General features: G+C 58.6%; 21 protein-coding genes. 11 read left to right on the plus strand and 10 right to left on the minus strand.

The features are described 5' to 3' along the window. The first annotated feature begins 10 nt into the window (after positions 1 to 10). Entirely contained in the window at positions 11 to 430 is a 420-nt protein-coding gene (gene dksA / locus MRBLMR1_RS07100) for an RNA polymerase-binding protein DksA (RefSeq protein WP_148144342.1), read from the plus strand. A gap of 83 nt (positions 431 to 513) precedes the next feature. Here the strand turns inward: dksA and MRBLMR1_RS07105 are convergent, their stop codons facing one another. Continuing rightward, positions 514 to 1,509 carry a flagellar biosynthetic protein FliO gene (locus tag MRBLMR1_RS07105; RefSeq protein WP_148144343.1) on the minus strand — a complete coding sequence of 332 codons (996 nt, stop codon included), beginning with the start codon at positions 1,507 to 1,509 and terminating at the stop codon, positions 514 to 516. A gap of 251 nt (positions 1,510 to 1,760) precedes the next feature. On the opposite strand from MRBLMR1_RS07105, the gene cckA reads away from it, so the two are divergent. The 5 genes from cckA (at position 1,761) to MRBLMR1_RS07130 (ending at position 10,316) form a co-directional block, all read left to right on the plus strand. Beyond that, positions 1,761 to 4,370, plus strand: a complete 2,610-nt coding sequence (gene cckA, locus MRBLMR1_RS07110; RefSeq protein ID WP_148144344.1) for a cell cycle histidine kinase CckA — start codon at positions 1,761 to 1,763, stop codon at positions 4,368 to 4,370. A gap of 237 nt (positions 4,371 to 4,607) precedes the next feature. Continuing rightward, entirely contained in the window at positions 4,608 to 5,696 is a 1,089-nt protein-coding gene (recA, locus tag MRBLMR1_RS07115) for a recombinase RecA (RefSeq protein ID WP_148144345.1), read from the plus strand. A 190-nt stretch (positions 5,697 to 5,886) separates the two neighbouring features. Further along, positions 5,887 to 8,541 (plus strand): alanine--tRNA ligase, encoded by a 2,655-nt coding sequence (alaS, locus tag MRBLMR1_RS07120; protein WP_148144346.1) that lies wholly within the window; start codon positions 5,887 to 5,889, stop codon positions 8,539 to 8,541. Positions 8,542 to 8,594: 53 nt separating this feature from the next. Then, entirely contained in the window at positions 8,595 to 9,461 is an 867-nt protein-coding gene (gene ttcA, locus MRBLMR1_RS07125) for a tRNA 2-thiocytidine(32) synthetase TtcA (protein WP_148144347.1), read from the plus strand. Between the two features lie 33 nt (positions 9,462 to 9,494). Further along, complete coding sequence (locus MRBLMR1_RS07130) at positions 9,495 to 10,316, plus strand: inositol monophosphatase family protein (protein ID WP_148144348.1); 822 nt, start codon at positions 9,495 to 9,497, stop codon at positions 10,314 to 10,316. A gap of 104 nt (positions 10,317 to 10,420) precedes the next feature. Here the strand turns inward: MRBLMR1_RS07130 and hspQ are convergent, their stop codons facing one another. The 4 genes from hspQ to MRBLMR1_RS07150 form a co-directional block, all read right to left on the minus strand. After that, on the minus strand, positions 10,421 to 10,750 hold the full coding sequence (hspQ, locus tag MRBLMR1_RS07135) for a heat shock protein HspQ (RefSeq protein ID WP_148144349.1): 330 nt from the start codon (positions 10,748 to 10,750) through the stop codon (positions 10,421 to 10,423). Positions 10,751 to 10,835: 85 nt separating this feature from the next. Further along, the gene (locus MRBLMR1_RS07140) at positions 10,836 to 11,762 is read right to left on the minus strand and encodes a DMT family transporter (RefSeq protein ID WP_148144350.1); all 927 of its coding nucleotides are present in this window, start codon (positions 11,760 to 11,762) and stop codon (positions 10,836 to 10,838) included. Positions 11,763 to 11,879: 117 nt separating this feature from the next. Beyond that, positions 11,880 to 13,289: a type I glutamate--ammonia ligase gene (gene glnA / locus MRBLMR1_RS07145; RefSeq protein ID WP_112455651.1), complete on the minus strand. Its 1,410-nt coding sequence runs from the start codon at positions 13,287 to 13,289 to the stop codon at positions 11,880 to 11,882. A 48-nt stretch (positions 13,290 to 13,337) separates the two neighbouring features. Beyond that, positions 13,338 to 13,676 (minus strand): P-II family nitrogen regulator, encoded by a 339-nt coding sequence (locus MRBLMR1_RS07150; protein ID WP_003515720.1) that lies wholly within the window; start codon positions 13,674 to 13,676, stop codon positions 13,338 to 13,340. Positions 13,677 to 14,020: 344 nt separating this feature from the next. Here MRBLMR1_RS07150 and MRBLMR1_RS07155 point away from each other — a divergent pair, with 344 nt between their 5' ends. After that, entirely contained in the window at positions 14,021 to 15,517 is a 1,497-nt protein-coding gene (locus MRBLMR1_RS07155) for an NAD(P)H-hydrate dehydratase (RefSeq protein ID WP_148144351.1), read from the plus strand. Between the two features lie 97 nt (positions 15,518 to 15,614). Here the strand turns inward: MRBLMR1_RS07155 and MRBLMR1_RS07160 are convergent, their stop codons facing one another. Together MRBLMR1_RS07160 and uvrA are read right to left on the minus strand one after the other, a co-directional pair. Then, a complete protein-coding gene (locus tag MRBLMR1_RS07160) occupies positions 15,615 to 16,418 on the minus strand; it encodes a DUF72 domain-containing protein (protein WP_148144352.1) in 804 nt (267 codons plus the stop codon). 24 nt (positions 16,419 to 16,442) lie between these two features. Further along, positions 16,443 to 19,364, minus strand: coding sequence for an excinuclease ABC subunit UvrA (gene uvrA / locus MRBLMR1_RS07165; RefSeq protein WP_500064015.1), 2,922 nt, complete (start codon positions 19,362 to 19,364; stop codon positions 16,443 to 16,445). A 310-nt stretch (positions 19,365 to 19,674) separates the two neighbouring features. Between uvrA and MRBLMR1_RS07170 the strand changes: the two genes are divergently transcribed. Both MRBLMR1_RS07170 and MRBLMR1_RS07175 read left to right on the plus strand, forming a co-directional pair. Continuing rightward, complete coding sequence (locus MRBLMR1_RS07170) at positions 19,675 to 20,256, plus strand: single-stranded DNA-binding protein (protein ID WP_148144354.1); 582 nt, start codon at positions 19,675 to 19,677, stop codon at positions 20,254 to 20,256. Positions 20,257 to 20,318: 62 nt separating this feature from the next. After that, positions 20,319 to 20,585 carry an RDD family protein gene (locus MRBLMR1_RS07175; protein WP_148144355.1) on the plus strand — a complete coding sequence of 89 codons (267 nt, stop codon included), beginning with the start codon at positions 20,319 to 20,321 and terminating at the stop codon, positions 20,583 to 20,585. Positions 20,586 to 20,593: 8 nt separating this feature from the next. Here MRBLMR1_RS07175 and MRBLMR1_RS07180 read toward each other — a convergent pair whose 3' ends face one another. After that, a complete protein-coding gene (locus MRBLMR1_RS07180) occupies positions 20,594 to 21,754 on the minus strand; it encodes an HPP family protein (protein ID WP_148144356.1) in 1,161 nt (386 codons plus the stop codon). A 106-nt stretch (positions 21,755 to 21,860) separates the two neighbouring features. Then, positions 21,861 to 22,490, minus strand: a complete 630-nt coding sequence (locus MRBLMR1_RS07185) for a MarC family protein (RefSeq protein WP_148144357.1) — start codon at positions 22,488 to 22,490, stop codon at positions 21,861 to 21,863. Positions 22,491 to 22,715: 225 nt separating this feature from the next. Between MRBLMR1_RS07185 and gyrA the strand changes: the two genes are divergently transcribed. Then, positions 22,716 to 25,553 carry a DNA gyrase subunit A gene (gene gyrA / locus MRBLMR1_RS07190; protein WP_148144358.1) on the plus strand — a complete coding sequence of 946 codons (2,838 nt, stop codon included), beginning with the start codon at positions 22,716 to 22,718 and terminating at the stop codon, positions 25,551 to 25,553. A gap of 304 nt (positions 25,554 to 25,857) precedes the next feature. On the opposite strand, the gene MRBLMR1_RS07195 is transcribed toward gyrA, so the two are convergent. Further along, the gene (locus MRBLMR1_RS07195; RefSeq protein WP_183686177.1) at positions 25,858 to 26,034 is read right to left on the minus strand and encodes a hypothetical protein; all 177 of its coding nucleotides are present in this window, start codon (positions 26,032 to 26,034) and stop codon (positions 25,858 to 25,860) included. 413 nt (positions 26,035 to 26,447) lie between these two features. On the opposite strand from MRBLMR1_RS07195, the gene coaD reads away from it, so the two are divergent. Then, complete coding sequence (coaD, locus tag MRBLMR1_RS07200; RefSeq protein ID WP_148144359.1) at positions 26,448 to 26,942, plus strand: pantetheine-phosphate adenylyltransferase; 495 nt, start codon at positions 26,448 to 26,450, stop codon at positions 26,940 to 26,942. Positions 26,943 to 26,944 lie beyond the last annotated feature (2 nt).

Raw genomic sequence — 26,944 nt, forward strand, 5'->3', positions numbered from 1 at the left:
GAGAATCGCGTTGAGTGAGAAGATCGATCTTAGTAACTATGTGCTCTCGGAAAACGAAGAGTTCATGAATGCAAATCAGAAGGCATACTTCAGGGCCAAACTGATCGCATGGAAGAATGACATCCTCAGAGAGGCGCGGGAAACGCTCGGGCACTTGGCTGAGGAGAGTGCAAACCATCCGGACCTCGCAGATCGCGCTTCATCGGAAACGGACCGTGCAATCGAATTGCGCGCTCGTGACCGGCAGCGCAAGCTTATATCCAAGATCGATGCCGCCATGCAGCGTATCGATGATGGGACTTATGGCTATTGCGAAGAAACCGGCGAACCGATCGGCCTGAAGCGACTGGACGCCCGTCCCATCGCAACGTTGTCGATCGAGGCGCAGGAGCGTCACGAGCGACGTGAAAAGGTCTATCGCGACGAATAATGTTCGCCGGGTCAGTATAGAAAACAAAAAAGGCACGTTTTGACGTGCCTTTTTTGTTTGCATCTTACTGTTCGTGAGCGCCGTTACTTTTCGCGGCTGGCGGACATTTCACCGAATATGCGGGCAACCTCGCTTTGCAACGACGGCTCGTCCCGCGTGGCGTTACCGGGCGCAGCGACGACAGGCATGGCGATGGCCGAGCCTGCTGGCTGCGACGGGCGATTCGTCCGATTGGCGAGGGATGCTTCGCGCGCAGCCATGTTCTGCGCCATTTCCTCTTCAAGAATTTTCTCGAAATCGCTTCCGAGACCTGTGGGCTTCGCAACAGCAGCCGGGGCGGGCTGAGATATCGCCTGTACTGCAGGTGCCGAAGCGGTTGCTGGCGGATTGCGATCGATAAAGACGCGCTCGCGCTGACTGTCAAGAAAACGGGCGGCATCGTCGAGCGACGGCTGAGCGGACGCCTTTGGTTCCACGCGCGGCTCAGAAGGCAAATTGTCAATGCGAGCCGGATTGACGGTTGGAGTTGCCGCAACTGGCTCCAGGCGCTGCGCCGGAATGGTGTTTGCCGCGACAGTGGCGGCAGGTTGCGGCGGTGAGACTGCGCCTCGGTTTTCTCGCGAGGGAATATTGGTGTCACGCGCGTTGATCATTTCCACCCTTTGAGCGGAGGCCGGGACCGGTCGTCTTGCCGGCTCGGCTGCGGATGGTCTTGCAGTGGCGGACACAGGGGTGGCTGACAGTGGAGCAGGCTGCACTTCCTGTTCCGAAGGTTCGGCGCTTTGGCTTGAACTGACAATCCGGCTTTCGATGACCACGTCGGTCGGTCCACCGATCATGATCAGATGTTCGACATCGTCACGTCTGACAAGAACCAGCCGACGTCGCGCATCGACGGCGGCTGCGTCGAGCACCTGCAATCGCGGTTGACGGTTGCGCCCGCCACGCACGAAAGGCGATGGCCCGCGGCGTCCGCGCACTATCCACAGAATTCCGACGAGGCAGACAAGGGCCAAACCTACGCCAATGACCGCCACGAGGAGGTTGCGACCGTATTCGCCCCACAGTTCTGCGACCATTTATGTAACTCCTTATGCGATCTATGCTTCTGACACAGACGATTTTTTGCCCCGCGAGGCAAGTGTCGAGCCTGCCCGTCAACGCTAAAATGTGTCTCATTCGCATCTCACATAGGGCAGGGTGCTGCGCTGTCCCGCCTTTTGTGGCTTTCAGGAGCTTTTTGCTTCATCTTCAAATTGCTAAGAGAGAATCGCAAGCGCCACGGGGTGCATTTGTGACGCCGGTGCATGCATCGGAGCAAGAGGTATCGATGACCAGTTCGCCGAAAGCCGGCAACGACGAAGCGCCATTGGTTGATCGCGGTAGCCGCGGTGGTACGGCTGTCAGGATCGTGCTTCTGGCGATGGTGCTTCTTGGGGTCGCCATCGCGTTTATCGTGTTTCAGCGGGCACTGGATAACGAGGTCGTTCTCGGCATTCTGGGCATCCTGGCGATGGTGGGAATCTTCTTCATCGTTTCGTCACTGATCGGCCTTGTCGAGGTCATGCCGCAGTCGCGCTCCGATGAATTGGCCCGCAGCTTTCTGGCCAGTCATCCCGATGGAATTGTCGTGACCGATGCCAAGGGGCGGATTGTTTATGCCAACGCCGCCTATGGGCGGATGACTGGTGCTTCGGGCAGCCACAACGTCCAATCGCTGGAAACCCTGCTGTCGAAAACGCGCGAATCGACAGAAGCTCTCTACCGCCTGACGGCCGCCCTTCGCGAAGGGCGGGAGGGACACGAGGAATTTCGCTTGTTGCAGCCGCTCGGCCGGCTGACCGGCAACGGTTCGGATGCGCACTGGTATCGCCTCAAGGCCCGTCTGCTCGGCACGGGCGGTCGTAACGCGCTCGACATATGGGAAATAACCGACATCACCTCGGAGCGGGACGATCAGGAGCGCTTCTTCCGCGAATTGCAGAATGCGATCGACTATCTCGATCACGCGCCTGTAGGGTTCTTCTCTGCCGGCAGGAAGGGCGAGATCTTCTATCTGAACGCGACGCTTGCCGAGTGGCTTGGGCTGGACCTGACCAAGTTCACGCCGCAATCCATGAGGATTTCGGATCTGGTTGCAGGTGAGGGTATGGCTCTCATCCAATCCGTGCAGGCAGCGCCCGGGCTGAAGCGCACGGAAACACTGGAACTCGACCTTCGCCGCGCAAACGGTCAGAGTCTTCCGGCGAAACTGGTTCACAATGTCAGCGCCATGCGCGATGGAGCGCCGGGCGAAAGCCGCACTGTCGTTCTGATGCGGGCGAAAGGCACGGAAACCGACCAGTCCGCCTCCGCTATGCGATTTACCCGGTTTTTCAACAATACGCCGATGGCGATCGCCTCGGTGGACGGGAATGGCAAGATACTGCGCATCAATGCGCCGTTCCTGAGGCTTTTCGCCGGCGTCGTGTCTCGTGACGACGTTGATGCCGGTGCCGCAGAACTGGAGCGCATTGTCCACGAGAGCGCCCGGGAAACATTGATGGAGGCACTTGCCGCTGCCAAGGACAGGCAGGGCGATATCTTGCCGCTCGAATCGCGGCATCCGGGTGACGAAAACCGCTATGTGCGCTTTTACGTCAATGCGGTGATCGACGAAAGCGACGAGGCGCCCGAGGAAGTGGCGATCGTCTATGCTGTCGAGACGACCGAGCAGAAGGCGCTCGAAACGCAGATGGCGCAGACACAGAAGCTGAATGCGGTCGGCACGCTGGCGGGTGGTATCGCGCACGATTTCAACAATGTGCTGACGGCGATCCTGCTGTCTTCCGATCACCTCCTGTTGCAGGCGCGGCCTTCCGATGCCAGCTTTGCCGATCTGATGGAGATCAAGCGGAACGCCAACAGGGCGGCCGTACTGGTGCGCCAGCTGCTGGCCTTCTCGCGCAAGCAGACGATGCGCCCGGCTGTGCTCAACCTGACCGATGTGGTGGGCGACCTACGCATGCTGGTTGATCGCCTGATTTCCGGCACCAATGTCAAACTGGAGGTCGACTATGGTCGGGATCTCTGGCCGGTGCGCACGGACCTTTCGCAATTCGAGCAGGTGCTGATCAATCTCTGCGTCAACGCGCGCGATGCGATGCCCAGCGGCGGCACCATTCTGATCAAAACTCGCAACGTGACGGCCAGCGATGCCGCAAGCTTCCAGCAGGCTGATCTGCCGTCCGAAGATTTCGTCATGATCGAAGTCTCCGACAGCGGTACGGGTATTGCGCCGGAAATCATGGACAAGATCTTCGAACCGTTCTTCACCACCAAGGAAGTGGGCAAGGGAACGGGCCTCGGCCTGGCGATGGTCTATGGCATCGTCAAGCAATCTGGTGGCTATATCTATCCGGAATCGGAGATGGGCAAGGGAACGAGCTTCCGTATGTTCCTGCCACGCCATATCCCTGAGGTTCAGCAGGTCTCTCATGCGCCGGCCGCTATCGCAGGGGTGACTGATAATGTTGTGAAGGCCGAGACGGCCGCAGCAGCCACCGCCGAGCATGTGGATTTGACGGGAAAATCTGCAGTCGTTCTTCTTGTCGAAGATGAAGAAGCCGTCCGTCGCGGCGGCAAGCGCATGCTGGAGACACGTGGCTACACTGTCCACGAGGCCGGCTCAGGCACTGAAGCGCTCGACATCATGGAAGAGCTTGAAGGCAAGGTGGATATCGTGGTGTCCGACGTCGTGATGCCCGAGATGGACGGCCCGACGCTGCTCGGCGAATTGCGCAAGACCTATCCCGACCTGAAGTTCATCTTCGTATCTGGATATGCGGAAGACGCCTTTGCCCGCAACCTGCCAGCGGATGCGAAATTCGGCTTTCTGCCGAAGCCGTTTTCGCTCAAGCAACTGGCTGTCGCCGTGCGCGAGATGCTTGATTCGGAATAGTCCCCAACGGCCTTTCCGAGAGCGGATCGACCTTGGCATCCGGTTGCCGAAGCTGTTGATTCCAATCGATCTTTCCACAGCCGGAAGATGGCGTGAACATTAGCGGAACAAAGGTGAAATAATGTTTTCGTTGCAGGCACTTGGGCGGGGCTTGCAAAATAAGAACAAAATGAGTACGAATATCCCATCGGCTGCTTCATTGCTTGCGCGGCGGCAATAACCTAAAGGTGGGATCTCATGGCACAGAACACATTGCGGCTCGTAGAGGAAAAAGGCGTGGACAAGAGTAAGGCGCTCGAAGCAGCACTCTCGCAGATTGAACGATCCTTCGGCAAAGGCTCGATCATGAAGCTCGGTTCGAACGACAGTATCGTCGAGATCGAGACGGTTTCTACCGGCTCTCTCAGCCTCGATATTGCGCTCGGCATTGGCGGTCTCCCCAAGGGCCGTATCATCGAAATTTACGGCCCGGAAAGTTCGGGTAAGACGACACTCGCGCTGCAGACGATTGCAGAAGCCCAGAAGAAGGGCGGCATCTGCGCCTTCGTCGATGCTGAACACGCGCTTGATCCGGTCTATGCCCGCAAGCTCGGTGTCGACCTGCAGAACCTCCTGATCTCGCAGCCGGACACCGGTGAGCAGGCTTTGGAAATCACCGACACACTGGTCCGTTCCGGCGCTGTCGATGTTCTGGTCGTCGACTCGGTTGCTGCGCTGACGCCGCGCGCCGAAATCGAAGGCGAGATGGGGGACAGCCTGCCGGGTCTTCAGGCTCGTCTGATGAGCCAGGCGCTGCGCAAGCTGACCGCGTCGATCTCCAAGTCGAACACGATGGTGATCTTCATCAACCAGATCCGCATGAAGATCGGCGTGATGTTTGGTTCGCCGGAAACGACGACCGGCGGTAACGCCCTGAAATTCTACGCCTCGGTTCGTCTCGATATCCGTCGTATCGGCCAGGTGAAGGAGCGCGAGGAAGTCGTGGGCAACCAGACCCGCGTCAAGGTCGTCAAGAACAAGATGGCGCCTCCCTTCAAGCAGGTCGAGTTCGACATCATGTATGGCGAAGGTGTTTCGAAGACCGGCGAACTTGTCGATCTTGGAGTCAAGGCCGGTATTGTCGAGAAGTCGGGCGCCTGGTTCTCCTATAACAGCCAGCGTCTAGGCCAGGGGCGCGAAAACGCCAAGACATTCCTGCGCGAAAATCCGGAACTTGCGCGCGAGATCGAAACTTCGCTGCGCCAGAATGCCGGCCTGATCGCAGATCGTTTCCTGCAGAACGGTGGTCCGGACGCCAATGACGGTGACGGATCCGCCGACGACTGATTTGATTGGGTGAGGGGCATTCCGCCGCAGGCAGGACACCTCTTCTGTTTACCTGATGTCACTTTTTACCGGCCGCCATCGCAAGATGTGCGGCCGGTTTTCTGTTCGGCTGGACAGTCGCTTATGTGGACGATACAAGCCTTTTGACTTCAAATACTGGTACCGCATCGGCGGTTGAAAAGGGCGTAGCATGAGCGGCGTGAATGACATCCGGTCGACCTTCCTCGACTACTTTAAGAAGAACGGCCACGAGGTTGTGGATTCGAGCCCGCTCGTTCCGCGCAACGACCCGACGCTGATGTTCACCAATGCCGGCATGGTGCAGTTCAAGAACGTCTTCACCGGTCTTGAAAAGCGGCCTTATTCCACCGCGACCACCTCACAGAAATGCGTGCGCGCCGGCGGCAAGCACAACGACCTCGACAATGTCGGTTATACCGCCCGCCACCTGACCTTCTTCGAAATGCTCGGCAACTTCTCCTTCGGCGACTATTTCAAGGAGAATGCGATCGAGCTTGCCTGGAAGCTCGTCACCGAAGGTTTTGACCTGCCGAAGAACCGGCTGTTGGTAACCGTCTATTCCGAGGACGAGGAAGCTGCGACCCTGTGGAAGAAGATCGCCGGTTTCTCCGACGACAAGATCATCCGCATCCCGACCTCCGACAATTTCTGGCAGATGGGCGACACCGGTCCCTGCGGTCCGTGCTCGGAAATCTTCATCGACCAGGGCGAAAACGTCTGGGGCGGTCCTCCCGGTTCGCCGGAAGAGGATGGCGATCGTTTCCTTGAATTCTGGAACCTCGTTTTCATGCAGTTCGAGCAGACCGCACCGGGCGAGCGCTCGTTGTTGCCGCGTCCGTCGATCGATACCGGCATGGGCCTCGAGCGTATGGCCTGCGTGCTGCAGGGCAAGCAGAGCGTTTTCGACACTGACCTGTTCCGCACGCTGATCGGCACGATCGAAGACGTCATGGGCGTCAAGGCGGAAGGTAGCGCCAGCCACCGCGTCATCGCCGACCATCTTCGCTCCTCAGCCTTTCTGATTGCCGATGGTGTCCTGCCGTCGAATGAAGGGCGCGGTTACGTCCTTCGCCGCATCATGCGCCGCGCCATGCGTCACGCCCAGCTTCTGGGTGCGAAGGAGCCGGTCATGTACAAGCTCTTGCCGACGCTCATCCAGGAAATGGGCCGCGCCTATCCGGAGCTGGTTCGTGCCGAGGCGCTCACGTCCGAAACGCTGAAGCTGGAAGAAACCCGCTTCCGCAAAACGCTGGAGCGCGGCCTTACGCTCCTTTCCGATGCGACGACCGATCTCGATAAGGGCGACATGCTCGACGGCGAGACCGCTTTCAAACTTTATGACACTTACGGCTTCCCGCTCGATCTGACACAGGACGCATTGCGCGCCCGCGAGATCGGCGTCGATATCGCCGGCTTTACCGATGCGATGGAGCGCCAGAAGGCGGAAGCCCGGTCGCACTGGGCAGGCTCCGGCGACAAGGCGACCGAAACGATCTGGTTCGAGCTGAAGGAAAAACACGGTGCTACCGAATTCCTCGGTTACGACACCGAGAGGGCCGAAGGTGTAATCCAGGCGATCGTCAGGGACGGCAAGGCGGTTGATACCGCTGCTGCCGGCGAAGACGTCCAGATCGTCGTCAGCCAGACGCCGTTCTACGGCGAATCCGGTGGTCAGATGGGCGATGCAGGTGTCATCTCCACCGATAATGGCAAGGTTGCTGTTTCTGACACGCAGAAGAAGGGCGAGGGACTGTTTGTTCACATTGCCAAGGTTTCGGAAGGCAAGCTGAAGGTCGGCGACGCCGTCATCCTGACGGTGGATCACGCCCGCCGTTCGCGCCTGCGCTCCAACCACTCGGCAACGCATCTGCTACATGAGGCGCTGCGTGAAGTGCTCGGCACCCATGTCGCCCAGAAGGGCTCGCTGGTAGCGCCCGAGCGCCTGCGGTTCGACGTATCGCATCCGAAGCCGATGTCGGCGGAGGAACTGCAGCGCGTTGAAGAAATGGCCAATGCCATCATCATCCAAAATGCCAAGGTCACCACCCGCCTGATGAGCGTCGATGACGCGATTGCCGAAGGCGCGATGGCGCTGTTCGGCGAAAAATACGGCGATGAAGTTCGCGTCGTCTCCATGGGAACGGCAATCGATGGACCGAAGGCCGGCAAGCCTTATTCGATCGAGCTTTGCGGCGGCACACATGTCAATGCGACCGGCGATATCGGTCTGGTCCGCGTTCTGTCGGAAAGCGCCGTCGGCGCCGGCGTTCGCCGTGTCGAAGCCGTAACCGGTGAAGCGGCCCGCGCCTATCTGTCGGAACAGGACGATCGTGTGAAGAGTTTGGCCGGCGCGCTGAAGGTTCAGCCTTCGGACGTCGTGTCTCGCGTCGAGGCTCTACTCGAGGAGCGCCGCAAGCTCGAAAAGGAACTGGCCGATGCCAAGCGTCGTCTCGCCATGGGCGGAGGTGAAGGCGGCACGGGCTCCGATGCCCGCGAAATCGCAGGCACCAAGTTCATGGGCCGCGTGCTGGCCGGTATAGACGCCAAAGACCTGAAGGGCCTGGCCGACGAAGGCAAGGCATCGCTCGGTTCCGGCGTCGTCACGCTGATCGGCGTGTCGGAGGATGGCAAGGCAAGTGCAGTTGTCGCCGTGACCGAAGATCTGGTCAGCAGGTTCAGTGCCGTCGATCTGGTGCGCATCGCTTCTGCCGCACTTGGCGGCAAGGGTGGGGGTGGCCGGCCTGACATGGCCCAGGCAGGCGGTCCGGACGGCACCAACGCCAACGAGGCGATCGAGGCGGTTGCGGCCGCACTTGGCGCCTGATTGAAACAAACGACCGGGCGGCTTCTGGCCGCCCGTCTTGCATGAGGTTTGCCATGGGATTGAACGCTGTCATCGAAGACGAGATGGACGAGGCCGTAACCGGTCTTGCGCCTGCATTGTTTCGCGATGCGCCGAACTCGGTTTCGTTCAACAAGCTGCGTAAGCGCTTGCTGCGCCAGGTTCGCCAGGCATTCGAAGATTTTGGCATGCTGAAGGATCAGCAACGCTGGCTGGTTGGCTTGTCCGGCGGCAAGGACAGTTATGCGCTGCTCGCCGTTCTGCTCGATCTGCAGTGGCGTGGACTGTTGCCGGTCGAACTGATCGCCTGCAATCTCGATCAGGGACAGCCGAATTTTCCCAAACACATTCTGCCGGATTATCTGACCTCGATCGGTGTGAAACATCGCATCGAATATCGCGATACCTATTCGATCGTGAAGGAAAAGGTGCCTTCGGGCGCCACCTATTGCTCGCTCTGTTCCAGGCTGCGCCGCGGCAATCTCTACCGCGTGGCGAGGGAGGAGGGCTGTCAGGCTCTGGTCCTTGGTCATCACCGCGAGGACATTCTTGAAACCTTTTTCATGAACTTCTTTCACGGTGGCCGTCTTGCCGGCATGCCGGCCAAGCTTTTGAACGACGAGGGTGACCTTATGGTGCTGCGGCCTCTGGCCTATTGCGCCGAGGACGATCTGGCGAAGTTTTCAGCGGCGATGCTGTTCCCGATCATCCCCTGCGACCTTTGCGGCTCGCAGGATGGCTTGCAGCGCAATGCGATGAAGCAGATGCTTGCCGATATCGAGACGCGCATGCCGGGCCGCAAGGACACGATGCTGCGTGCGCTCGCGCATGTGAACCCGTCCCATCTTCTTGACCCTAAACTCTTTGACTTTACCGGCCTGTCGGCCTCGGCCGGCGACTGATCTTGCCATCTTAAAACGCAGATTGGATTTCAAATGACTTTGCCGCTCGACGTCCTGAAGCTTGCCGACCTCCTGAAAGCTGCCGCCAAGGCCGAAATATTGCCTCGTTTTCGTCGTCTGGGCGGCGATGACATCCGCTCCAAGAGCGAGCCGTCGGATCTGGTGACGGAGGCGGACGAAGCGGCAGAACGCATGATCCGGCGGGAGATCGACAATGTGGTGCCGGGCGCACTTTTCGTCGGCGAAGAATCCGTTGCGGCAGATCCGTCTCTGCTCGGCAAACTGGCCGATGCGGAACTGGCCGTCGTCGTGGATCCGATCGACGGAACCTTCAATTTCGCCTCCGGCATTCCCGCCTTCGGCGTCATGGCGGCAGTCGTCTACAAGGGCGAAACGGTGGCCGGCATCATCTACGATCCGATGGGTGATGACTGGGTCATGGCGGAGAAAGGTGCCGGTGCATTCCTTCGTCGCCCGGATGGAGAGGCGGTAAAACTGGCCGTCGCAGCCCCCCAGCCCCTCGGCGACATGATCGGGATGGCTTCGGCAGGCTATTTCTTCGGTCACGAGCGTGAGAAGATCCTGGCCAATCTCGCCAAGGTTCGGCTTTTCGCCAGCTATCGCTGTGCAGCCCATGAATACCGCACCTTTGCGGGCGGTCATGTCCAGTTCGCGATCTATAACAAGTTGATGCCGTGGGATCATCTTGCAGGGACATTGATCGGCACGGAGGCGGGCGGTTACATCCGCAGGCTGGATGGCTCCGCCTATCTCCCCCATCATGTCGACGGCGGCCTGCTGCTTGCGACCGACGAAGAGAGCTGGAAGCTCCTTAGCCACGAAATCTTCGGCTAGTAAGCTGCAGGTGCGGCAAACCACTTTCCTGTCGCTGGCGGTGATCCGCTGCCATGAAAAAAGCCCGGTCATGCCGGGCTTTTTTCGTTCGGGCTGTAGACGGCCTAATGCGCCAGGATCATCTTGGGCTTGAACTGGCCGCCGTCACGCGGTTCGAAAATCTGGTAGACTTGCGGATTGCGCAGCGGCTGTTCGCTCTCGTCGTGCTCAAGATTCTGTTCCGAAACATAAGCGACGTATTCAGTGTCGTCGTTTTCGGCGAGCAGATGATAGAATGGCTGGTCCTTGGCGGGCCTGATTTCCGACGGGATCGAATTCCACCACTCTTCAGTATTCGCAAATTCCGGGTCCACGTCGAATATGACGCCACGGAACGGGAATACTTTGTGACGGACGACCTCCCCAATCGTGAATTTTGCGTTTTTCTGTTTCATGGTGCGATGTCCTTTCACAGAATAATGTGGTGGCGAGGCGTTCAAACATCAAGATGTGGTGTTTATCCGTGCTCTATGCCGCCTTTCACTCCCTAATGTGTCTCCTGCTCTTGAGAGATGCAAGTACGACGCCGCCCAATACAAGCACGATACCGAGCGCATGATAAGTCTCGAAGGGTTCTCCAAGGAAAAACATCGCCATGACGATGGAAACAGGAGGCATGAGATAGAGCGTGATGCCGCCTGTCGCGGGCCCGAATACACGCACCACATGCTGGAAGCAGAAGAAGGCAGCAAGCGAGGCGAAAACGACCATTCCGGCAATCTTCCACCAGTCCGAGGCCGAATCGGGCACAGGTCCATTATTCAAGACCTCCCAGATGCTTGGTGGCAGGAGAACCAGCGCGCCCGAAAGCGCGATCATGCCGAACAGCGCCAGGGGTGACAGGTTCCGAAGGGCAGGGTCCTTCAGCAGTATCGAGTATATGGCAAAGGAAATGGCGGCGACGAGAATGCCGAGATCGCCGATATTGAAGCTGAGATTGAGAAGCGCTGCGGGATCGCCGCGCAATACGATCGATATCACCCCGGCAAAGGCGACCAGCATGCCGGCCAGTTCCCTGCCGCTGATCTTGCGGCCGCTGAACATCCATTGGAACAGAATGATGAAAAGCGGCGAGGTCGTATAGATCAGCGTGCCGTTGGCCGCACTCGTATAGGTCAGCGACCAGTAGACAAGGCCGCCGCAAATGCCCATGCCGAGACCGCCGAGCAGCAACCAGAGCCAGAAATGGTTGCGCACGAAAAGCGCGCTGGCGCGGCGATCGGAATAGATGAAAGGTAGCATGATCGCGGTCGATCCAGCCCAGCGCAGGAAGGCCGTTGTATAGGGCGCGACATCACCGATAATGCCGCGACCGAAGATCATGTTGCTGGAAAAGAAAATCGGGACGAGGGAGAAAATCAGCCAGTCGACAGGCCGGCCTGTTTCAGGCTTTGCTTGGGGAGCCATCTTTCACCAGGAACAAAATATTGCCGCGTGCGGCTGAGACCGTTTGAAAACAAAAACGGCGGGAAAGCCCGCCGTTTCTGGATGCGGTTTAAACCGCATGTCGTTTTGTCCGGCCGATCACGCCGAATAATACATATCGAACTCGACTGGGTGCGGCGTCATTTCGTAACGCATCACTTCGGTCATCTTCAGTTCAATATAGGCATCGATTTGGTCGTCGTCGAACACGCCGCCGGCGGTCAGGAACTTGCGATCCTTGTCGAGGCTTTCGAGCGCTTCACGCAACGAACCGCAGACGGTCGGGATCTTCTTCAATTCCTTCGGCGGAAGGTCGTAAAGATCCTTGTCCATCGCCTTGCCCGGATGGATCTTGTTCTTGATGCCATCTAGACCTGCCATCAGCATGGCGGCAAAACCGAGATACGGGTTCTGTGCCGGATCGGGGAAACGAACCTCGACGCGCTTTGCCTTCGGGTTGGAGCCGAATGGGATGCGGCAGGAGGCGGAACGGTTGCGTGCCGAATAGGCAAGCAGAACCGGAGCTTCATAACCGGGAACCAGACGCTTGTAGGAATTCGTCGTCGGGTTGGTGAAGGCGTTGATCGCCTTGGCATGCTTGATGATGCCGCCGATGTAGTAGAGGCAGCTTTCCGACAGGCCTGCATATTCGTCGCCGGCGAAAGTCGGCTTGCCGTCCTTCCAGATCGACTGGTGGACGTGCATGCCCGAGCCGTTATCGCCGTAAACCGGCTTCGGCATGAAGGTGGCCGTCTTGCCGTAGGCATTGGCGACCTGATGCACGACGTACTTGTAAATCTGCATCTTGTCGGCGTTGCGCACCAGCGTGTCGAACTTGACGCCAAGTTCGTGCTGGGCGGAAGCCACTTCGTGGTGATGTTTTTCGACGACCACGCCCATTTCGGTGAGCACGGTCAGCATTTCTGAACGCATGTCCTGCAGGCTGTCGACCGGCGGGACCGGGAAATAGCCGCCCTTGACGCGCGGACGGTGGCCGAGATTGCCGGTCTCGTAATCCGTGTCATCGTTCGACGGCAGTTCGGATGAGTCCAGCTTGAATCCGGTATTGTACGGATCTGCCTTGTACTTCACGTCGTCGAAGACGAAGAATTCCGGCTCAGGACCAACGAAAATCGTGTCGCCGATACCGGATGCCTTGAGATAGGCTTCCGCCTTCTTGGCCGTACCGCGCGGGTCGCGGTTGTAGGATTCGCCTGAAACCGGGTCGAGGATGTCGCAGAAGATGACCATTGTCGACTGGGCGAAGAAAGGGTCCATATGCACGGTGGCCGGATCGGGCATGAGCACCATGTCGGACTCGTTGATCGCCTTCCAGCCTCCGATCGAGGAACCGTCGAACATGACACCATCGGCGAACATGTCCTCGTCGACGGCGGAAATATCCATCGTCACATGCTGCAGCTTGCCGCGCGGGTCGGTAAAGCGAAGGTCAACGAACTTTACGTCGTTTTCCTTGATTTGTTTCATGATTTCGCTTGCGCTCGTCATTACAGGTTCCTCGATTTCAGTAACGATATGAACGGTCACGCCGAGCGGCTAGATCGCGTCTACACCCGTTTCGCCTGTGCGGATACGGATGACCTCCTCGACGTTGGAAACGAATATCTTGCCGTCGCCAATCCGTCCAGTCTGTGCCGCATTTCGAATCGCTTCGATAACGGCTTCGGCATTCTCGTCGGCAAGAACCACTTCCACCTTAACCTTGGGCAGGAAGTCCACGACGTATTCGGCGCCGCGGTAAAGTTCGGTATGGCCCTTCTGGCGACCGAAACCTTTGGCTTCGGTTACCGTAATACCCTGCAATCCGACTTCCTGAAGGGCTTCCTTCACTTCGTCGAGCTTGAAAGGTTTAATGATCGCTTCGATCTTCTTCATGAGAAACTATATCTCCGCTTCTCCCCATGCGCGGGTCTTCGACCCACTCGGCCATGCCAATGCAGATATCGTGCCAAACTAATGTTGGACTTTCAAAAGGATATTCTCATTTTGCACGTATTCCTGTCCGTTTCCATGCCGGAAAGCCTCGCCAGCGCCCCATTTTCACCGAATTCGATGTGGAATGACGCCGCACCGGCTCGTTTCGTGACAGAAATGCGAAATTTCGAACGGATACAATCGAAATCGATTTGCACATTAAGTGTGCAAATGAACTTTTATTGTTCATTTTGAGGTCGACCAGTTCTGCTTGTATTTTATGCGGGTTTGAGATGAAGTACGGTATGGCCTACCTTCCATCGCATATTCTGCTGACACCTGACGAAATGGCGTGCGTCGATCGCATGTCGGCGGAATCGGGGATCCCATCCTTCGGTCTCATGCGACGCGCCGGTTACGCCGTTGCGGCAACTGCCCTGTCTCATTTTCCCGCTGCGGTGCGTTTCGCAGTTCTCTGCGGACCGGGAAACAATGGGGGAGACGGCTATGTCGCCGCGCGACAGCTTGCGGACGGTGGCGCAAAGATATCGGTTCATGCTCTTGGAGATCCCGATGATCTGAAAGGAGATGCCGCACTGGCTTTCCAATTGTGGGGGGGCAGCGTCGCTCCGCTTCGCGAGTTCCAGCCGCAGCCCGGTGATGTCGTTATCGATGCGCTTTTCGGCGCAGGCCTATCGCGCAAGGTTTCAGACGAGATCGCGGGCGTGATTTCCTCGGTGGAGAGAGCCGGAGTGCCGGTGCTGGCAGTCGATCTGCCTTCGGGTGTCGATGGACGAAGCGGCAAGCCTCTCGGCGCCGCTTTTAAGGCGCATTGCACCATAACCTTCATGACGAGGAAGCCGGGCCATCTCCTGCTTCCTGGAAAGTCTCTCTGCGGAGACATCGAGGTTGCCGACATCGGCATTCCTCGGCGCATTATCGAGGCTGCCGGAGGCTCGATATCTGAAAACGGGCCGCCGATCTGGTCGGCGCATCTGCCTTTTGTCGGTGCTGATAGTCACAAATACCGGCGAGGGCACCTTGCTGTATTTTCGGGAGAGACGTCCAAAACAGGCGCCGCACGCTTGTCGGCAATCGCCGGCCTGAAAACCGGAGCGGGGCTGGTTACGCTAGCGTCACCTGAAGACGCGATGGCGGCCAATGCTGCGCAGCTTACGGCCGTGATGTTGAAAAAGGTCGATACCAACGCAGAATTGAGCGATTGGCTGGAGACCGCCAAACTGTCGGCCTTTGTTCTTGGTCCTGGCTTTGGCGTCGGCAGCCGCGCCCGCGACTTGGTGCTGGCGTTGAAAGACAGCCCGCTCGTGCTGGATGCAGACGGCATAACTTCGTTCAGGGATGATCCTGCCATCTTGTTCGATGCCTTTGAGGATGGCGAGACACACCTGGTTTTGACCCCGCATGATGGGGAGTTCGGTCGCCTGTTTCCCGATATCGCTGCCGACGAGACATCGAGTAAGCCGGATAAGGCATTGAAAGCGGCGCGGCGTGCCCATGCGGCAATCGTCTATAAGGGGGCGGACACGGTTATCGCTTCGCCTGACGGTCGCGTTGCGATCAACACCAACGGCCCGCCATGGCTTGCCACCGCCGGATCCGGCGATGTTTTGGCTGGCATGATCGGCGCTTTTCTGGCACAGGGCCTGCCGGCTTTCGAGGCGGCTGCCGCAGGTGTCTATCTGCACGGTGAGGCTGCCGGACTGGCCGGGCCCTATATGACAGCCGAGGATCTTGCCGGACAAGCAGGCCACGCCATGGCCGACCTTGTGGCCCGTTTTTAGAGCGTTGCCGCGTTTCTTTGAAACGCGAAACCGCTCTATATATTTCTTTCAACGTAATTCCGGACGCAAAACCGGTTCCCACTTTGCTGGATTTGCTTTAGCCGATCAGCGCCTGCATGGCCATTGCACCCTGCGGAGCATTCACCTTGCCTTCGTGGATGAAGAAGGAGAACACGTCACGCGATTCTCTTTTCACCGTCCGTTTTTCATCGACCAGCGGCAAGCTGTTCGGCACGCCACCTTCGGCCCAAGTGGTGAGCCTCTTTGCCCATTCTTTCATGTCTCCATCGGCATAACAGGTCGGAATATCGTCCGAGCCCTTCTGCAAGCGCGCATAAACGAAATCGGCAGTGACATCGGCGATCATCGGATAGTCGAAATGCTCGGCGCAGACCGGTGCAATATTGTATTTTTCCAAAAGCGCCACGAATTCCGGCACCTTGAAGCTATCGTGGCGAACCTCGACGACATGGCGCAGTGGCAGGCCCTCCAGCTTTTCCGGCAGCAGCTTCAAAAACGCCTCGAAATCTTCAGGCTCGAATTTTTTGGTCGGCGCGAATTGCCAGAGCAGGGGGCCGAGATGGTCTCCCAGCTCAACCAGTCCCTGCGTCAGGAATTTCTCGATAGACTCGCCAGCATCCGCCAGAACCTTGCGGTTCGTGGTGAAGCGGCTGGCCTTGAGCGAGAATATAAAGCCGTCCGGCACTTCCGAAGCCCATTTGGCAAAGGTCTCAGGTTTTTGCGAACCGTAATAAGTGCCGTTGACCTCGATCACCGAGAGCTTGCTCGCGGCATATTCCAGCTGCCGTTTCTTAGCGAGCTTTTCGGGGTAGAATGTGCCCTCCCAAGGCTCGAAGGTCCAGCCGCCGATACCGCTGCGGATCGTACCACTCTTGCTCATCTTCCCTCCTGATGGCTGCCTGCGTTACTCTGCAGCCTCGACCTTTTTCGCCGGGCGCCGTTCCAAAAGCTCCTTGAGGAAATGACCGGTATAGGACCGCTTCTCCTTGACGATCTGTTCTGGCGTACCCTGTGCGACGATCTCACCGCCGCCGGTGCCGCCCTCGGGACCGATGTCGATGATCCAGTCGGCCGTTTTGATGACTTCGAGATTGTGCTCGATGACCACGACAGAATTCCCCTGGTTGACCAGTTCCTGCAGCATTTCCAGCAGTTTGGCGACATCATGGAAATGCAGGCCGGTGGTCGGTTCGTCGAGAATGTAGAGCGTGCGGCCGGTAGACCGTTTCGACAGTTCCTTGGCGAGCTTGACGCGCTGCGCTTCACCACCTGACAGCGTGTTCGCCTGCTGGCCGACCTTGATATAGCCGAGGCCGACATCGAACAGCGCCTGCAGCTTGTCGCGCACAGCCGGGACTGCCGAGAAGAACTCGACCCCTTCCTCGACCGTCATGTCGAGCACGTCGGCAATCGACTTGCCCTTGAAATGCACGTCGAGTGTTTCGCGATTGTAGCGCTTGCCGTGACAGACATCGCAGGTGACGTAGACGTCCGGCAGGAAGTGCATCTCGATCTTGATGACACCGTCACCCTGGCAGGCTTCGCAGCGACCACCCTTGACGTTGAACGAGAAACGACCGGGCGCATAACCGCGTGCCTTCGCCTCCGGCAGGCCGGCGAACCAGTCACGGATCGGCGTGAAAGCGCCTGTATAGGTGGCCGGGTTGGAGCGCGGTGTGCGGCCGATCGGCGACTGGTCGATATCAATCACCTTGTCGATATGCTCGAACCCGTCGATGCGGTCGTGTTCCGCCGGGATTTCACGCGCGCCCATCACACGGCGGGCAGCCGACTTGTAGAGAGTCTCGATCAGGAAGGTGGACTTGCCACCGCCCGACACGCCGGTAACCGCCGTGAAAACGCCGAGCGGCACCGATGCCGTGACATTCTTGAGGTTGTTGCCGCGAGCCCCGACGACCTTGATCTCCTTGCCCTTCTTCGGCTTGCGGCGCTCGGCCGGAACGGCGACGCCGAGTTCGCCCGACAGGTATTTACCGGTCAGTGACTTGGGGTTCGCCATGACCTGCTGCGGCGTGCCTTCGGCGACAACCGTGCCGCCGTGAATGCCGGCGGCAGGGCCGATGTCGACGACATAATCGGCCGTCAGGATCGCATCCTCGTCGTGTTCAACGACAATAACCGTATTGCCGATATCGCGCAGGTGCTTCAGCGTTTCGAGAAGCCGGGCATTGTCGCGCTGATGCAGGCCGATCGACGGTTCGTCGAGCACGTAAAGCACACCGGTCAGACCCGAGCCGATCTGCGAGGCAAGCCGGATGCGCTGGCTTTCACCACCCGACAGCGTCCCTGAATTCCGCGACAGGCTGAGATAATCGAGACCGACATCGTTCAAAAACTGCAGGCGTTCGCGGATCTCCTTGAGGATGCGCACCGCGATCTCGTTCTGCTTGGTGTTCAGGTGTTCGGGCAGCGCCGAAAACCAGTCGCGCGCCACCTTGATCGACATTTCCGTCGTTTCGCCGATATGCAGCTTGTTGATCTTCACCGCCAAGGCTTCCGGCTTGAGCCGATAACCGGCGCAGGCCGGGCAGGGGGCCGCCGACATGTAGCGTTCGATCTCCTCGCGCGCCCAGGCGCTGTCAGTCTCCTTCCAGCGACGCTCGAGGTTCGGCACAATGCCTTCGAAATTCTTGACCGTCTTGTAGGAACGGGCACCGTCGACATAGTTGAACTCGATCTTCTCCTCGGTGCCCTTGAGGATCGCGGCTTGCGCGTCGCTGGAAAGCTTGTCCCAGCGGTCGGACAGCTTGAAGCCGAATACCTTTCCGAGGCCTTCAAGCGTCTGATTATAATAGGGTGAAGAAGATTTGGCCCAAGGCGCGATCGCGCCGTCACGCAACGTGCGCGCCGGCTCCGGAACGATGAGATTCTCGTCTACCTTCTGCTGTGAACCCAAGCCGTCGCATGTGGGGCAGGCGCCGAAAGGGTTGTTGAAGGAGAACAGCCGGGGTTCTATTTCCGGAATTGTGAAGCCGGAAACCGGGCAGGCGAACTTTTCCGAAAACAGCACGCGCTCATGGGTTTCGTTGAGCGATTTGTTGGCCGAACCGCCGGCAGCTGTTTCGTTTGCCGGCAGCGGCTTGTCGGCAAATTCTGCGACCGTGAGACCGTCGGCCAGCTTCAGCGAGGTTTCAAGACTGTCTGCCAGTCTTGCACCAATATCCGAACGGACGACCAGACGGTCGACCACGACATCGATATCGTGCTTGTATTTCTTGTCGAGGGTAGGCACATCGACGATTTCATAGAACTGGCCGTCGACTTTCACGCGCTGAAAGCCCTTTTTCATCAGTTCTGCGAGTTCCTTCTTGTACTCGCCCTTGCGGCCGCGGATCAGCGGCGCGAGAATGTAAAGGCGCGTACCTTCCTCGAAGTCAAGCACGCGGTCGACCATCTGGCTGACCGTCTGGCTTTCGATCGGCAGGCCAGTGGCGGGAGAATAGGGAACGCCGACGCGGGCAAAAAGCAGGCGCATATAGTCGTAGATTTCGGTGACCGTGCCGACCGTCGAGCGCGGGTTGCGCGAGGTCGTCTTCTGTTCGATCGAGATCGCCGGCGACAGGCCTTCGATCTGATCGACATCCGGCTTTTGCATCATTTCCAGAAACTGGCGGGCATAGGCCGACAGGCTTTCCACATAACGGCGCTGGCCTTCCGCATAGATCGTATCGAAGGCAAGCGAGGACTTGCCCGAGCCTGAAAGGCCGGTCATCACGATCAGCGAATTGCGGGGCAGGTCGAGATCGACGCCCTTCAGATTGTGCTCGCGCGCACCGCGAATGGAAATGGTCTTGAGTTCGCTCATCGTCATGCCTTTGGAGAGGCCCATCTGGGAGGATTTGAAGGCCCTTATGTAGTCATTGATCCGCGCCTGTCGAGGCGAAACTGCCGCAATCGGCTACGGTTCCGACTCCGTTGACAGGAGTATAGGAATAAAATAGAACAAATAAAGAACAAAATATCCAGCCAATGAAAACCCGGGACCTGATTTCATTTAGAGGGAACTTTGCCTGTGGATGAGGGATAGGGGGGAGGTCGCGCCTTGCCCGGCCTATGGTCTATGGTGAACGGATTGGATTTAGGCCGCGGTGGCGGCAAAGTAAGGTGAGAAGATTATGGCAGGTAGCGTCAACAAGGTCATTCTGATCGGCAACGTGGGTGCAGATCCGGAAATCCGTCGGACCCAGGACGGCCGTCCGATCGCCAACCTTCGCATCGCGACGTCGGAAACCTGGCGCGATCGCAATTCCGGCGAGCGCAAGGAAAAGACCGAATGGCACACCGTCGTCGTCTTCAACGAAGGCCTGTGCAAGGTTGTCGAGCAATATGTAAAGAAGGGTGCCAAGCTCTATATCGAAGGCGCGCTGCAGACCCGCAAGTGGCAGGACCAGAGCGGCAGTGACCGTTATTCGACGGAAGTCGTGCTGCAGGGCTTCAATTCAACGCTGACCATGCTCGATGGTCGCGGCGAAGGCGGCGGTGATCGCGGCGGCTTCGGCGGCGGTCGCGGCGGCTCGAGCGACTTCGGCGGTGGCGGTGACGACTTCGGCGGCGGTTATGGTGGCGGCGGCAACGATTACGATCGCCCGCGCTCCGGCGGCCAGGGTGGCAATCAAGGTGGCGGGCAGGGCGGCCGTGGCGGCCAGTCCGGCGGCGGAAACTTCTCCCGCGATCTGGATGACGATATTCCGTTCTGATCAGAGGCGCCGCGAGGCGCCTCTTTCATGAGCGCTGCAATATAACGGATCGGAAACTATAAATGAGCGACGCCGCCAATATCAGCAGACAACCCGCGACATGGCGGATCGTTCTCGCTGCCATCCTGGATTTCTTCACGATTTTCTGGGCTTCCGGATTTCTGGTGGCTTCGATTTTCGGAGGTCGCACGGATGGTGGTTTCGCACTTGACGGATGGCTGGCGCTTTTGTGTTTCGCGCTGATCGTCGCCTATTTTGTCGTCTTCAACAAATTCCTCGGCGGAACGATCTGGAAGCGGATCCTGAAGGCAAAGCGGACCGATCGCTAAGGACGTCTCTATAGGCGACCATCGCCTTTTGTCGCTGCCTCGAGCGTGGCTATCAATACGTCCGATTGCGAGAGAATGCCGGCCATTTTCCTGTTTTCCGCGACCACCGGCAGATAGTGCAACCCCTGCTCCGCAAACATGATGATCGCATCGGAGAGTGACGCGTCAGGGCGGATCGTTTTGACGGGGGACGTCATGATGTCCTTAACCGTCCCATTGGCCGCCGAGGCGCCCTGTGCAATCAGCCGCAAACGGTGACGAAAACCGATTGTCGGCTCTCCTTTTATCCAGTTGGGCTTGTCAAGAAAGTCGGTCTGGGTAACGATCCCGACGACTTCGGCTGCATCATTGGTGACTGGCAGTGCCTTCAGGTGACGGCTGCGCATGATGACGTGGGCATTGCGCAAGCTCTCATCCGGTGCCACCGCAACGACATCCCTGGACATGATTTCCTTGCAGGTCAGATCGCCTGCCCGGCGGCGATAGGAGCGCAGCTCGGTGCGTCTCAGGATGGATTCGAGATCATCCCGATCGATATCGAGAAATGCATCATAGTCCTTCAGCACCTCGTCCAGATCGTCCGAAGAAAAACCAATTCGTTGGATGGGCGCTGGATCCCTGGTTCGGTGATCGACTGGAGCAAGGCTTGCTCGATGCGGATATCTGCGGCCGGTGACATTGTTGTAAAGCAGTGCGAGAGCAAGCAGAGCCAAAGAATTTCCAAGAACAGGCCATATGACGAAGGTGTAACCGAGATCGTGGATTGAAGGCCCTCCGAGCACGGCGGTCAGTGCGATTGCGCCGCTCGGCGGGTGAAGGCAGCGAAGCGTCATCATCAGTCCGATGGCGATGCCGATCGCCAGCGCCGCTGCAACGAATGGATCGGCAACCAGCAGGCTCACCGATACGCCCGTGATAGCAGCCACCGTATTTCCACCAAGGATCGACCATGGTTGGGCGAGGGGACTGGCCGGGACGGCGAACAGCAATACGGCTGAAGCCCCCATCGGCGCAATGAGCGCGGGCAGGGCAGGGTCAAGGCCGACGGCGAGGCCTGCGACAAGCCCGGTGATCAGTATTCCCAAAAGCGCACCCGACGAGGCGCGTAGCCGCTCCGTTTTGCTGACGAGCTGAGTATCGGGCAGCATCCGGCGCAGCATGGACAACATCGATATTTCCTTCAGTCAGACAATTGCGTCGCCGGAATCTTTGGCGGCGCCTGCTTCTATCAGAAGCAACTGATTTGTCGTCTGTCAAAAGACCGATGTCGGCAGTTCACAGATTGAAGGCTGCGCGAACGCCATCCACCACGAATTGCACTGAGAGTGCGGCCAGCAATACACCGAGAAGTCGGGTCAGGATCGCGCGGCCGGTAACGCCGAGAATGCGGTCCAGCCGTTCGGCAAGCAGCAGCGTCACATAGAGAATAAGCATCATCAGTGCGATGACGGAGATCAGAAGCGCCCGGTCAAATGGGCTCGTGAACGTGCCGGCAAGCAGAACCGTGGCGGAAATCGCGCCGGGGCCGGCAATCAGCGGGATAGCCAGAGGAAATACGGCAAGGTCCCGGATATGGTCGATGGTGATGGCTGCCTGCGAGGTCTTTTCCTTGCGCTCCTGCCGCTTCTCGAAGACCATTTCAAAGGAAATCCAGAAAAGCAGCATGCCACCTGCTATGCGGAACGCTCCCATCGAGATGCCGAGCAGGCCGAGCACGCCGGCGCCGAACAGCGCGAACACGGTCAGGATGCCGAAGCCGATGACCGAGCCGCGCAGGGCCACCTGCTTGCGTTGTACAGCCGTCATGCCGACCGTAAGGCCAAGGAAGACCGGGGCGAGGCCGGGTGGGTCCAGCGTCACCAGCATTGTCGTCATTGCGTTGATCAGCGCATCGGCCGTCGCCATGTATAATTTCCCCGATAGGTCGAGTTCCTTGCGAACACGATGGATGATTGTTAGGACAGTCCCGGCTTAACGGGAAGTCAGGACCTTTGCCGCGCTTGCGGTGATGGACAAAGTCTTGCCTTGAATGGCGTCGAAAGCTGTTCAAAACCCTCGCGGAAATTGGCGCTCGTTACCTCTTTCCGTTATAAAAATGCAACTGATTCCGTACAGAGATCGTGATCCGATTTGACTGAGCAAAGCACACCCGGCGGCGGAAAGCTGCCCCCAGGCATCGAACCCATTTCCATCATGGAGGAGATGCAGCGCTCCTATCTCGATTACGCCATGAGCGTCATCGTCAGCCGCGCCCTTCCTGATGTTCGTGACGGCCTGAAGCCGGTCCATCGCCGCATTCTCTACGGGATGAACGAGCTGGGGCTCGACTGGAACAAGAAATACGTCAAGAGCGCCCGCGTCACCGGTGACGTGATGGGTAAATACCATCCGCACGGCGACTCGGCGATCTATGACGCTTTGGCCCGTATGGCGCAGGACTGGTCCTTGCGCATGCCGCTGATCGACGGTCAGGGCAATTTCGGCTCGATCGATGGCGATCCGCCGGCGGCCCAGCGCTACACCGAGTGCCGTCTGGAAAAGGTGGCGCATGCGCTGCTCGACGACCTCGACAAGGAAACCGTCGATTTTCGCGACAACTACGACGGCACCATGTCGGAGCCGGTCGTGGTTCCGGCCAAATTCCCCAACCTGCTGGTCAATGGCGCAGGCGGCATCGCCGTCGGCATGGCCACCAATATCCCGCCGCACAATCTTTCGGAAGTCATCAACGGCTGTATCGCGCTGATTGATAATCCGGCGATCGAGCTGCCCGAGATGATGGAAATCATCCCCGGTCCGGATTTTCCGACCGGCGCGATGATTCTCGGCAAGAACGGGATTCGCTCGGCTTATGAGACGGGTCGCGGCTCGGTCATGATGCGTGGCCTTGCCACGATCGAGCCGATGCGCGGCGACCGCGAGCAGATCATCATCACCGAAGTTCCCTATCAGGTGAACAAGGCTACGATGATCGAAAAGATGGCCGAACTGGTCAAGGACAAGCGCATCGAGGGCATTTCCGACCTGCGCGACGAGTCTGACCGCCAGGGCTACCGCGTCGTCATCGAGTTGAAGCGTGACGCAAACGCTGACGTCATCCTCAACCAGCTTTACCGCTACACGCCGCTGCAGACCTCTTTCGGCTGCAACATGGTGGCGCTGAACGGCGGCAAGCCTGAACAGCTGACGCTGCTCGACATGCTGCGCGCCTTCGTGTCCTTCCGTGAGGAAGTCGTCAGCCGCCGCACGAAATACCTGCTGCGCAAGGCCCGCGAACGCGCCCACGTCTTGGTCGGTCTCGCCATCGCCGTCGCCAATATCGACGAAGTCATCCAGCTGATCCGTCGTGCACCCGATCCGGCAACGGCCCGTGAGCAGTTGATGACCCGCCGCTGGCCGGCACATGACGTGGAATCGCTGATCCGCCTGATCGACGATCCGCGCCACAGGATCAACGAGGATGCGACCTACAATCTGTCCGAAGAGCAGGCGCGTGCCATCCTCGAACTGCGTCTTGCCCGCCTGACCGCACTCGGCCGCGATGAAATCGCCGACGAGTTGAACAAGATCGGTGCCGAGATTTCCGATTATCTCGACATCCTGTCGTCGCGCATCCGCATCCAGACCATCGTCAAGGATGAGCTCGCAGGCGTTCGTGACGAATTCGGCACGCCGCGCCGCACCCAGATCATGGATGCCGGCCTCGACATGGACGATGAAGACCTCATCGCCCGCGAAGACATGGTCGTCACGGTATCGCATCTTGGCTATATCAAGCGCGTGCCGCTTGCGACCTATCGCGCCCAGCGTCGTGGCGGCAAGGGCCGCTCCGGCATGGCGACGCGTGACGAGGATTTCGTCTCGCGCCTGTTCGTGGTCAACACCCATACGCCGGTTCTGTTCTTCTCTTCGCGTGGCATCGTCTACAAGGAAAAGGTCTACCGCCTGCCGGTCGGCACTCCGCAATCGCGCGGCAAGGCGCTGATCAACATGCTGCCGCTGGAACCCGGCGAACGCATCACCACCATCATGCCGCTGCCCGAGGATGAGAATTCCTGGGAAAACCTCGACGTCATGTTCGCGACAACGCGCGGTACGGTTCGCCGTAACAAGCTGTCCGATTTCGTTCAGGTCAACCGCAACGGCAAGATCGCCATGAAGCTCGAGGAAGAGGGTGACGAAATCCTCTCCGTAGAGACCTGCACTGCGCCAAACCATGATCTCGCCATTCCGGGTGATGACGTGCTTCTGACGACGGCACTTGGCCAGGCAATCCGCTTCCCTGTCGATGAGGTCCGCGTGTTCGCCGGCCGAAACTCGATCGGTGTTCGCGGTATCAACCTGGCCGATGGCGACCGCATCATCTCTATGACCATCGTCAATCATGTCGATGCCGAGCCGTGGGAGCGTGCTGCCTATCTGAAGCGCTCCGCCGCAGAACGTCGCGCTGCGGGTGTCGACGAGGAGGATATTGCTCTGGTCGGTGAGGAAGTCACCGAAGAGGGACAGCTCTCCGATGAACGTTACGAATACCTGAAGTCCCGCGAACAGTTCGTTCTGACCGTGTCGGAAAAGGGTTATGGCAAGCGTTCATCCTCTTACGACTTCCGGACCTCGGGCCGTGGCGGCAAGGGTATCCGCGCCACCGACACGTCCAAGACCGCGGAAATCGGCGAACAGGTTGCGGCCTTCCCGATCGACGAAGCAGACCAGATCATGCTCGTTTCCGATGGCGGCGTTCTGATCCGCGTTCCGGTAAACGGCATCCGTATCGCCAGCCGCGCGACAAAGGGCGTCACGATCTTCTCGACCGCCAAGGATGAGAAGGTGGTTTCCGTCGAGCGTATCAGCGAGCCGGAAGGTGACGAGGAAAATGGCGTCGAGGGCGAAGAGGAAAACGGCATCGATGCCGCAGGCACCGCTTCCGCCGAAAATCCGGCGCCGGAAGGTGATGATAGCGGCGCGTGATGCGCGCCGTTTGATCCCAACTTGAAGTCAGATACGAAAAAAGCCGGAGAACATGTTCTCCGGCTTTCGAATTTTAACTGTCTGACACTCTGTGGTGACTTTTGAGCTCTGCAGCGCCTGAGGTGAGGTTCCAATCAAAAGGCGCTGTGTCTGCGAGCGAAATCCTCAATATCTCCGCGCGGGCGGTGAAGCGCGGAAACCATCAGAGTCACTGACGCGACACACAGACTGCTGATCAGAACTGCAAGAATTGCCAGAGTCTCGAACATGACCTGCCTCCGAGGGTCAGGCCCGCTCGGCCTGATTAATAGTAGGAAACGTCCTGATAACGACCGGACATCTGCGAGTAGTTCATTTCCGACGGATCGGACTTGTTCTGGTAAAGGGTTACCGTCGCAGTCAGCATGACTGCGATCATGGACGTCCAGACGACATTGATCATGGTGACCTTGTCGAGCGTCATCGGGTTCCGCTTAAACATATCCGCATTCCTTCTTAACTGGCCCGGCGCATCAAGCACACACGGGTTCCACCGCATTTTGAGAGAAACTTAACTGAACGCCTCTGAAGCCTGCCTGAAAGGGCTGTTCATCTGGCGTTCATCTTTTGCATTTGTCAGGCGTCGTTCTGTTCCAGGGCGAAAAGGGCGCCTTCGATGAGAAACGCAGCAAGAACAGCACCAAGAACGACCATAACCAGCATTTTTCTCTCCATGATCGGGCAGGAAGCCCTGCCGCTGATGTGGAGTAAAACAAACTGCCGCTGAAACGACCTTGAATGGCCCGTTCATCTTGCATTCACGGCATCGATAGCCTCTGACCCTTGCAGACGAGGGGGCGACGTGACAAAAGGCCGGGGAATCTTAATCGGCAAAGTCAGGGGCTGGGCCTAGGCATGACGACCGCTTTCTATCCCGGATCCTTCGATCCGATGACGAACGGGCATCTGGATGTTCTGGTTCAGGCACTGCAGGTCGCTGACCGCGTGATCGTCGCGATCGGTGTTCATCCCGGCAAGACGCCGCTGTTTTCCTTCGAGGAACGGGCAGAACTGATCCGTGCGTCGCTCAAGGAAGCGCTGCCGGAAAAGGCTGCCAATATAGATGTCGTGTCCTTCGATCGACTCGTTGTCGATGCCGCTCGCGCCAATGGTGCTAGGCTACTGATCCGCGGCCTGCGTGACGGGACGGATCTGGACTACGAAATGCAGATGGCCGGCATGAACCGCCAAATGGCGCCTGACGTGCAGACTGTCTTCCTGCCGGCAGGCACCGCGTCGCGGCCCATAACGGCCACATTGGTCCGTCAGATCGCGGCCATGGGCGGCGATGTGGCAGCTTTTGTACCGCCAACCGTGCTCGCGGCCTTGAAATCGAGATTTGCGCGCTGATT

It is taken from the genome of Neorhizobium sp. LMR1-1-1.1 (assembly GCF_040675795.1).
Classification (GTDB): Bacteria; Pseudomonadota; Alphaproteobacteria; order Rhizobiales; family Rhizobiaceae; genus Neorhizobium; species Neorhizobium cellulosilyticum.

What these genes read in the sequence shown, in the direction of transcription:
- MRBLMR1_RS07180 (WP_148144356.1), bottom strand. Translation starts at nt 21,754, where the DNA reads ATGTTGTCCATGCTGCGCCGGATGCTGCCCGATACTCAGCTCGTCAGC.
- glnA (WP_112455651.1), bottom strand. Translation starts at nt 13,289, where the DNA reads ATGACGAGCGCAAGCGAAATCATGAAACAAATCAAGGAAAACGACGTA.
- MRBLMR1_RS07175 (WP_148144355.1), top strand. Translation starts at nt 20,319, where the DNA reads ATGAGCGACGCCGCCAATATCAGCAGACAACCCGCGACATGGCGGATC.
- MRBLMR1_RS07170 (WP_148144354.1), top strand. Translation starts at nt 19,675, where the DNA reads ATGGCAGGTAGCGTCAACAAGGTCATTCTGATCGGCAACGTGGGTGCA.
- MRBLMR1_RS07130 (WP_148144348.1), top strand. Translation starts at nt 9,495, where the DNA reads ATGACTTTGCCGCTCGACGTCCTGAAGCTTGCCGACCTCCTGAAAGCT.
- MRBLMR1_RS07160 (WP_148144352.1), bottom strand. Translation starts at nt 16,418, where the DNA reads ATGAGCAAGAGTGGTACGATCCGCAGCGGTATCGGCGGCTGGACCTTC.
- recA (WP_148144345.1), top strand. Translation starts at nt 4,608, where the DNA reads ATGGCACAGAACACATTGCGGCTCGTAGAGGAAAAAGGCGTGGACAAG.
- MRBLMR1_RS07150 (WP_003515720.1), bottom strand. Translation starts at nt 13,676, where the DNA reads ATGAAGAAGATCGAAGCGATCATTAAACCTTTCAAGCTCGACGAAGTG.
- alaS (WP_148144346.1), top strand. Translation starts at nt 5,887, where the DNA reads ATGAGCGGCGTGAATGACATCCGGTCGACCTTCCTCGACTACTTTAAG.
- MRBLMR1_RS07140 (WP_148144350.1), bottom strand. Translation starts at nt 11,762, where the DNA reads ATGGCTCCCCAAGCAAAGCCTGAAACAGGCCGGCCTGTCGACTGGCTG.
- coaD (WP_148144359.1), top strand. Translation starts at nt 26,448, where the DNA reads ATGACGACCGCTTTCTATCCCGGATCCTTCGATCCGATGACGAACGGG.
- MRBLMR1_RS07195 (WP_183686177.1), bottom strand. Translation starts at nt 26,034, where the DNA reads ATGTTTAAGCGGAACCCGATGACGCTCGACAAGGTCACCATGATCAAT.
- cckA (WP_148144344.1), top strand. Translation starts at nt 1,761, where the DNA reads ATGACCAGTTCGCCGAAAGCCGGCAACGACGAAGCGCCATTGGTTGAT.
- MRBLMR1_RS07155 (WP_148144351.1), top strand. Translation starts at nt 14,021, where the DNA reads ATGGCCTACCTTCCATCGCATATTCTGCTGACACCTGACGAAATGGCG.
- uvrA (WP_500064015.1), bottom strand. Translation starts at nt 19,364, where the DNA reads ATGAGCGAACTCAAGACCATTTCCATTCGCGGTGCGCGCGAGCACAAT.
- MRBLMR1_RS07105 (WP_148144343.1), bottom strand. Translation starts at nt 1,509, where the DNA reads ATGGTCGCAGAACTGTGGGGCGAATACGGTCGCAACCTCCTCGTGGCG.
- hspQ (WP_148144349.1), bottom strand. Translation starts at nt 10,750, where the DNA reads ATGAAACAGAAAAACGCAAAATTCACGATTGGGGAGGTCGTCCGTCAC.
- MRBLMR1_RS07185 (WP_148144357.1), bottom strand. Translation starts at nt 22,490, where the DNA reads ATGGCGACGGCCGATGCGCTGATCAACGCAATGACGACAATGCTGGTG.
- ttcA (WP_148144347.1), top strand. Translation starts at nt 8,595, where the DNA reads ATGGGATTGAACGCTGTCATCGAAGACGAGATGGACGAGGCCGTAACC.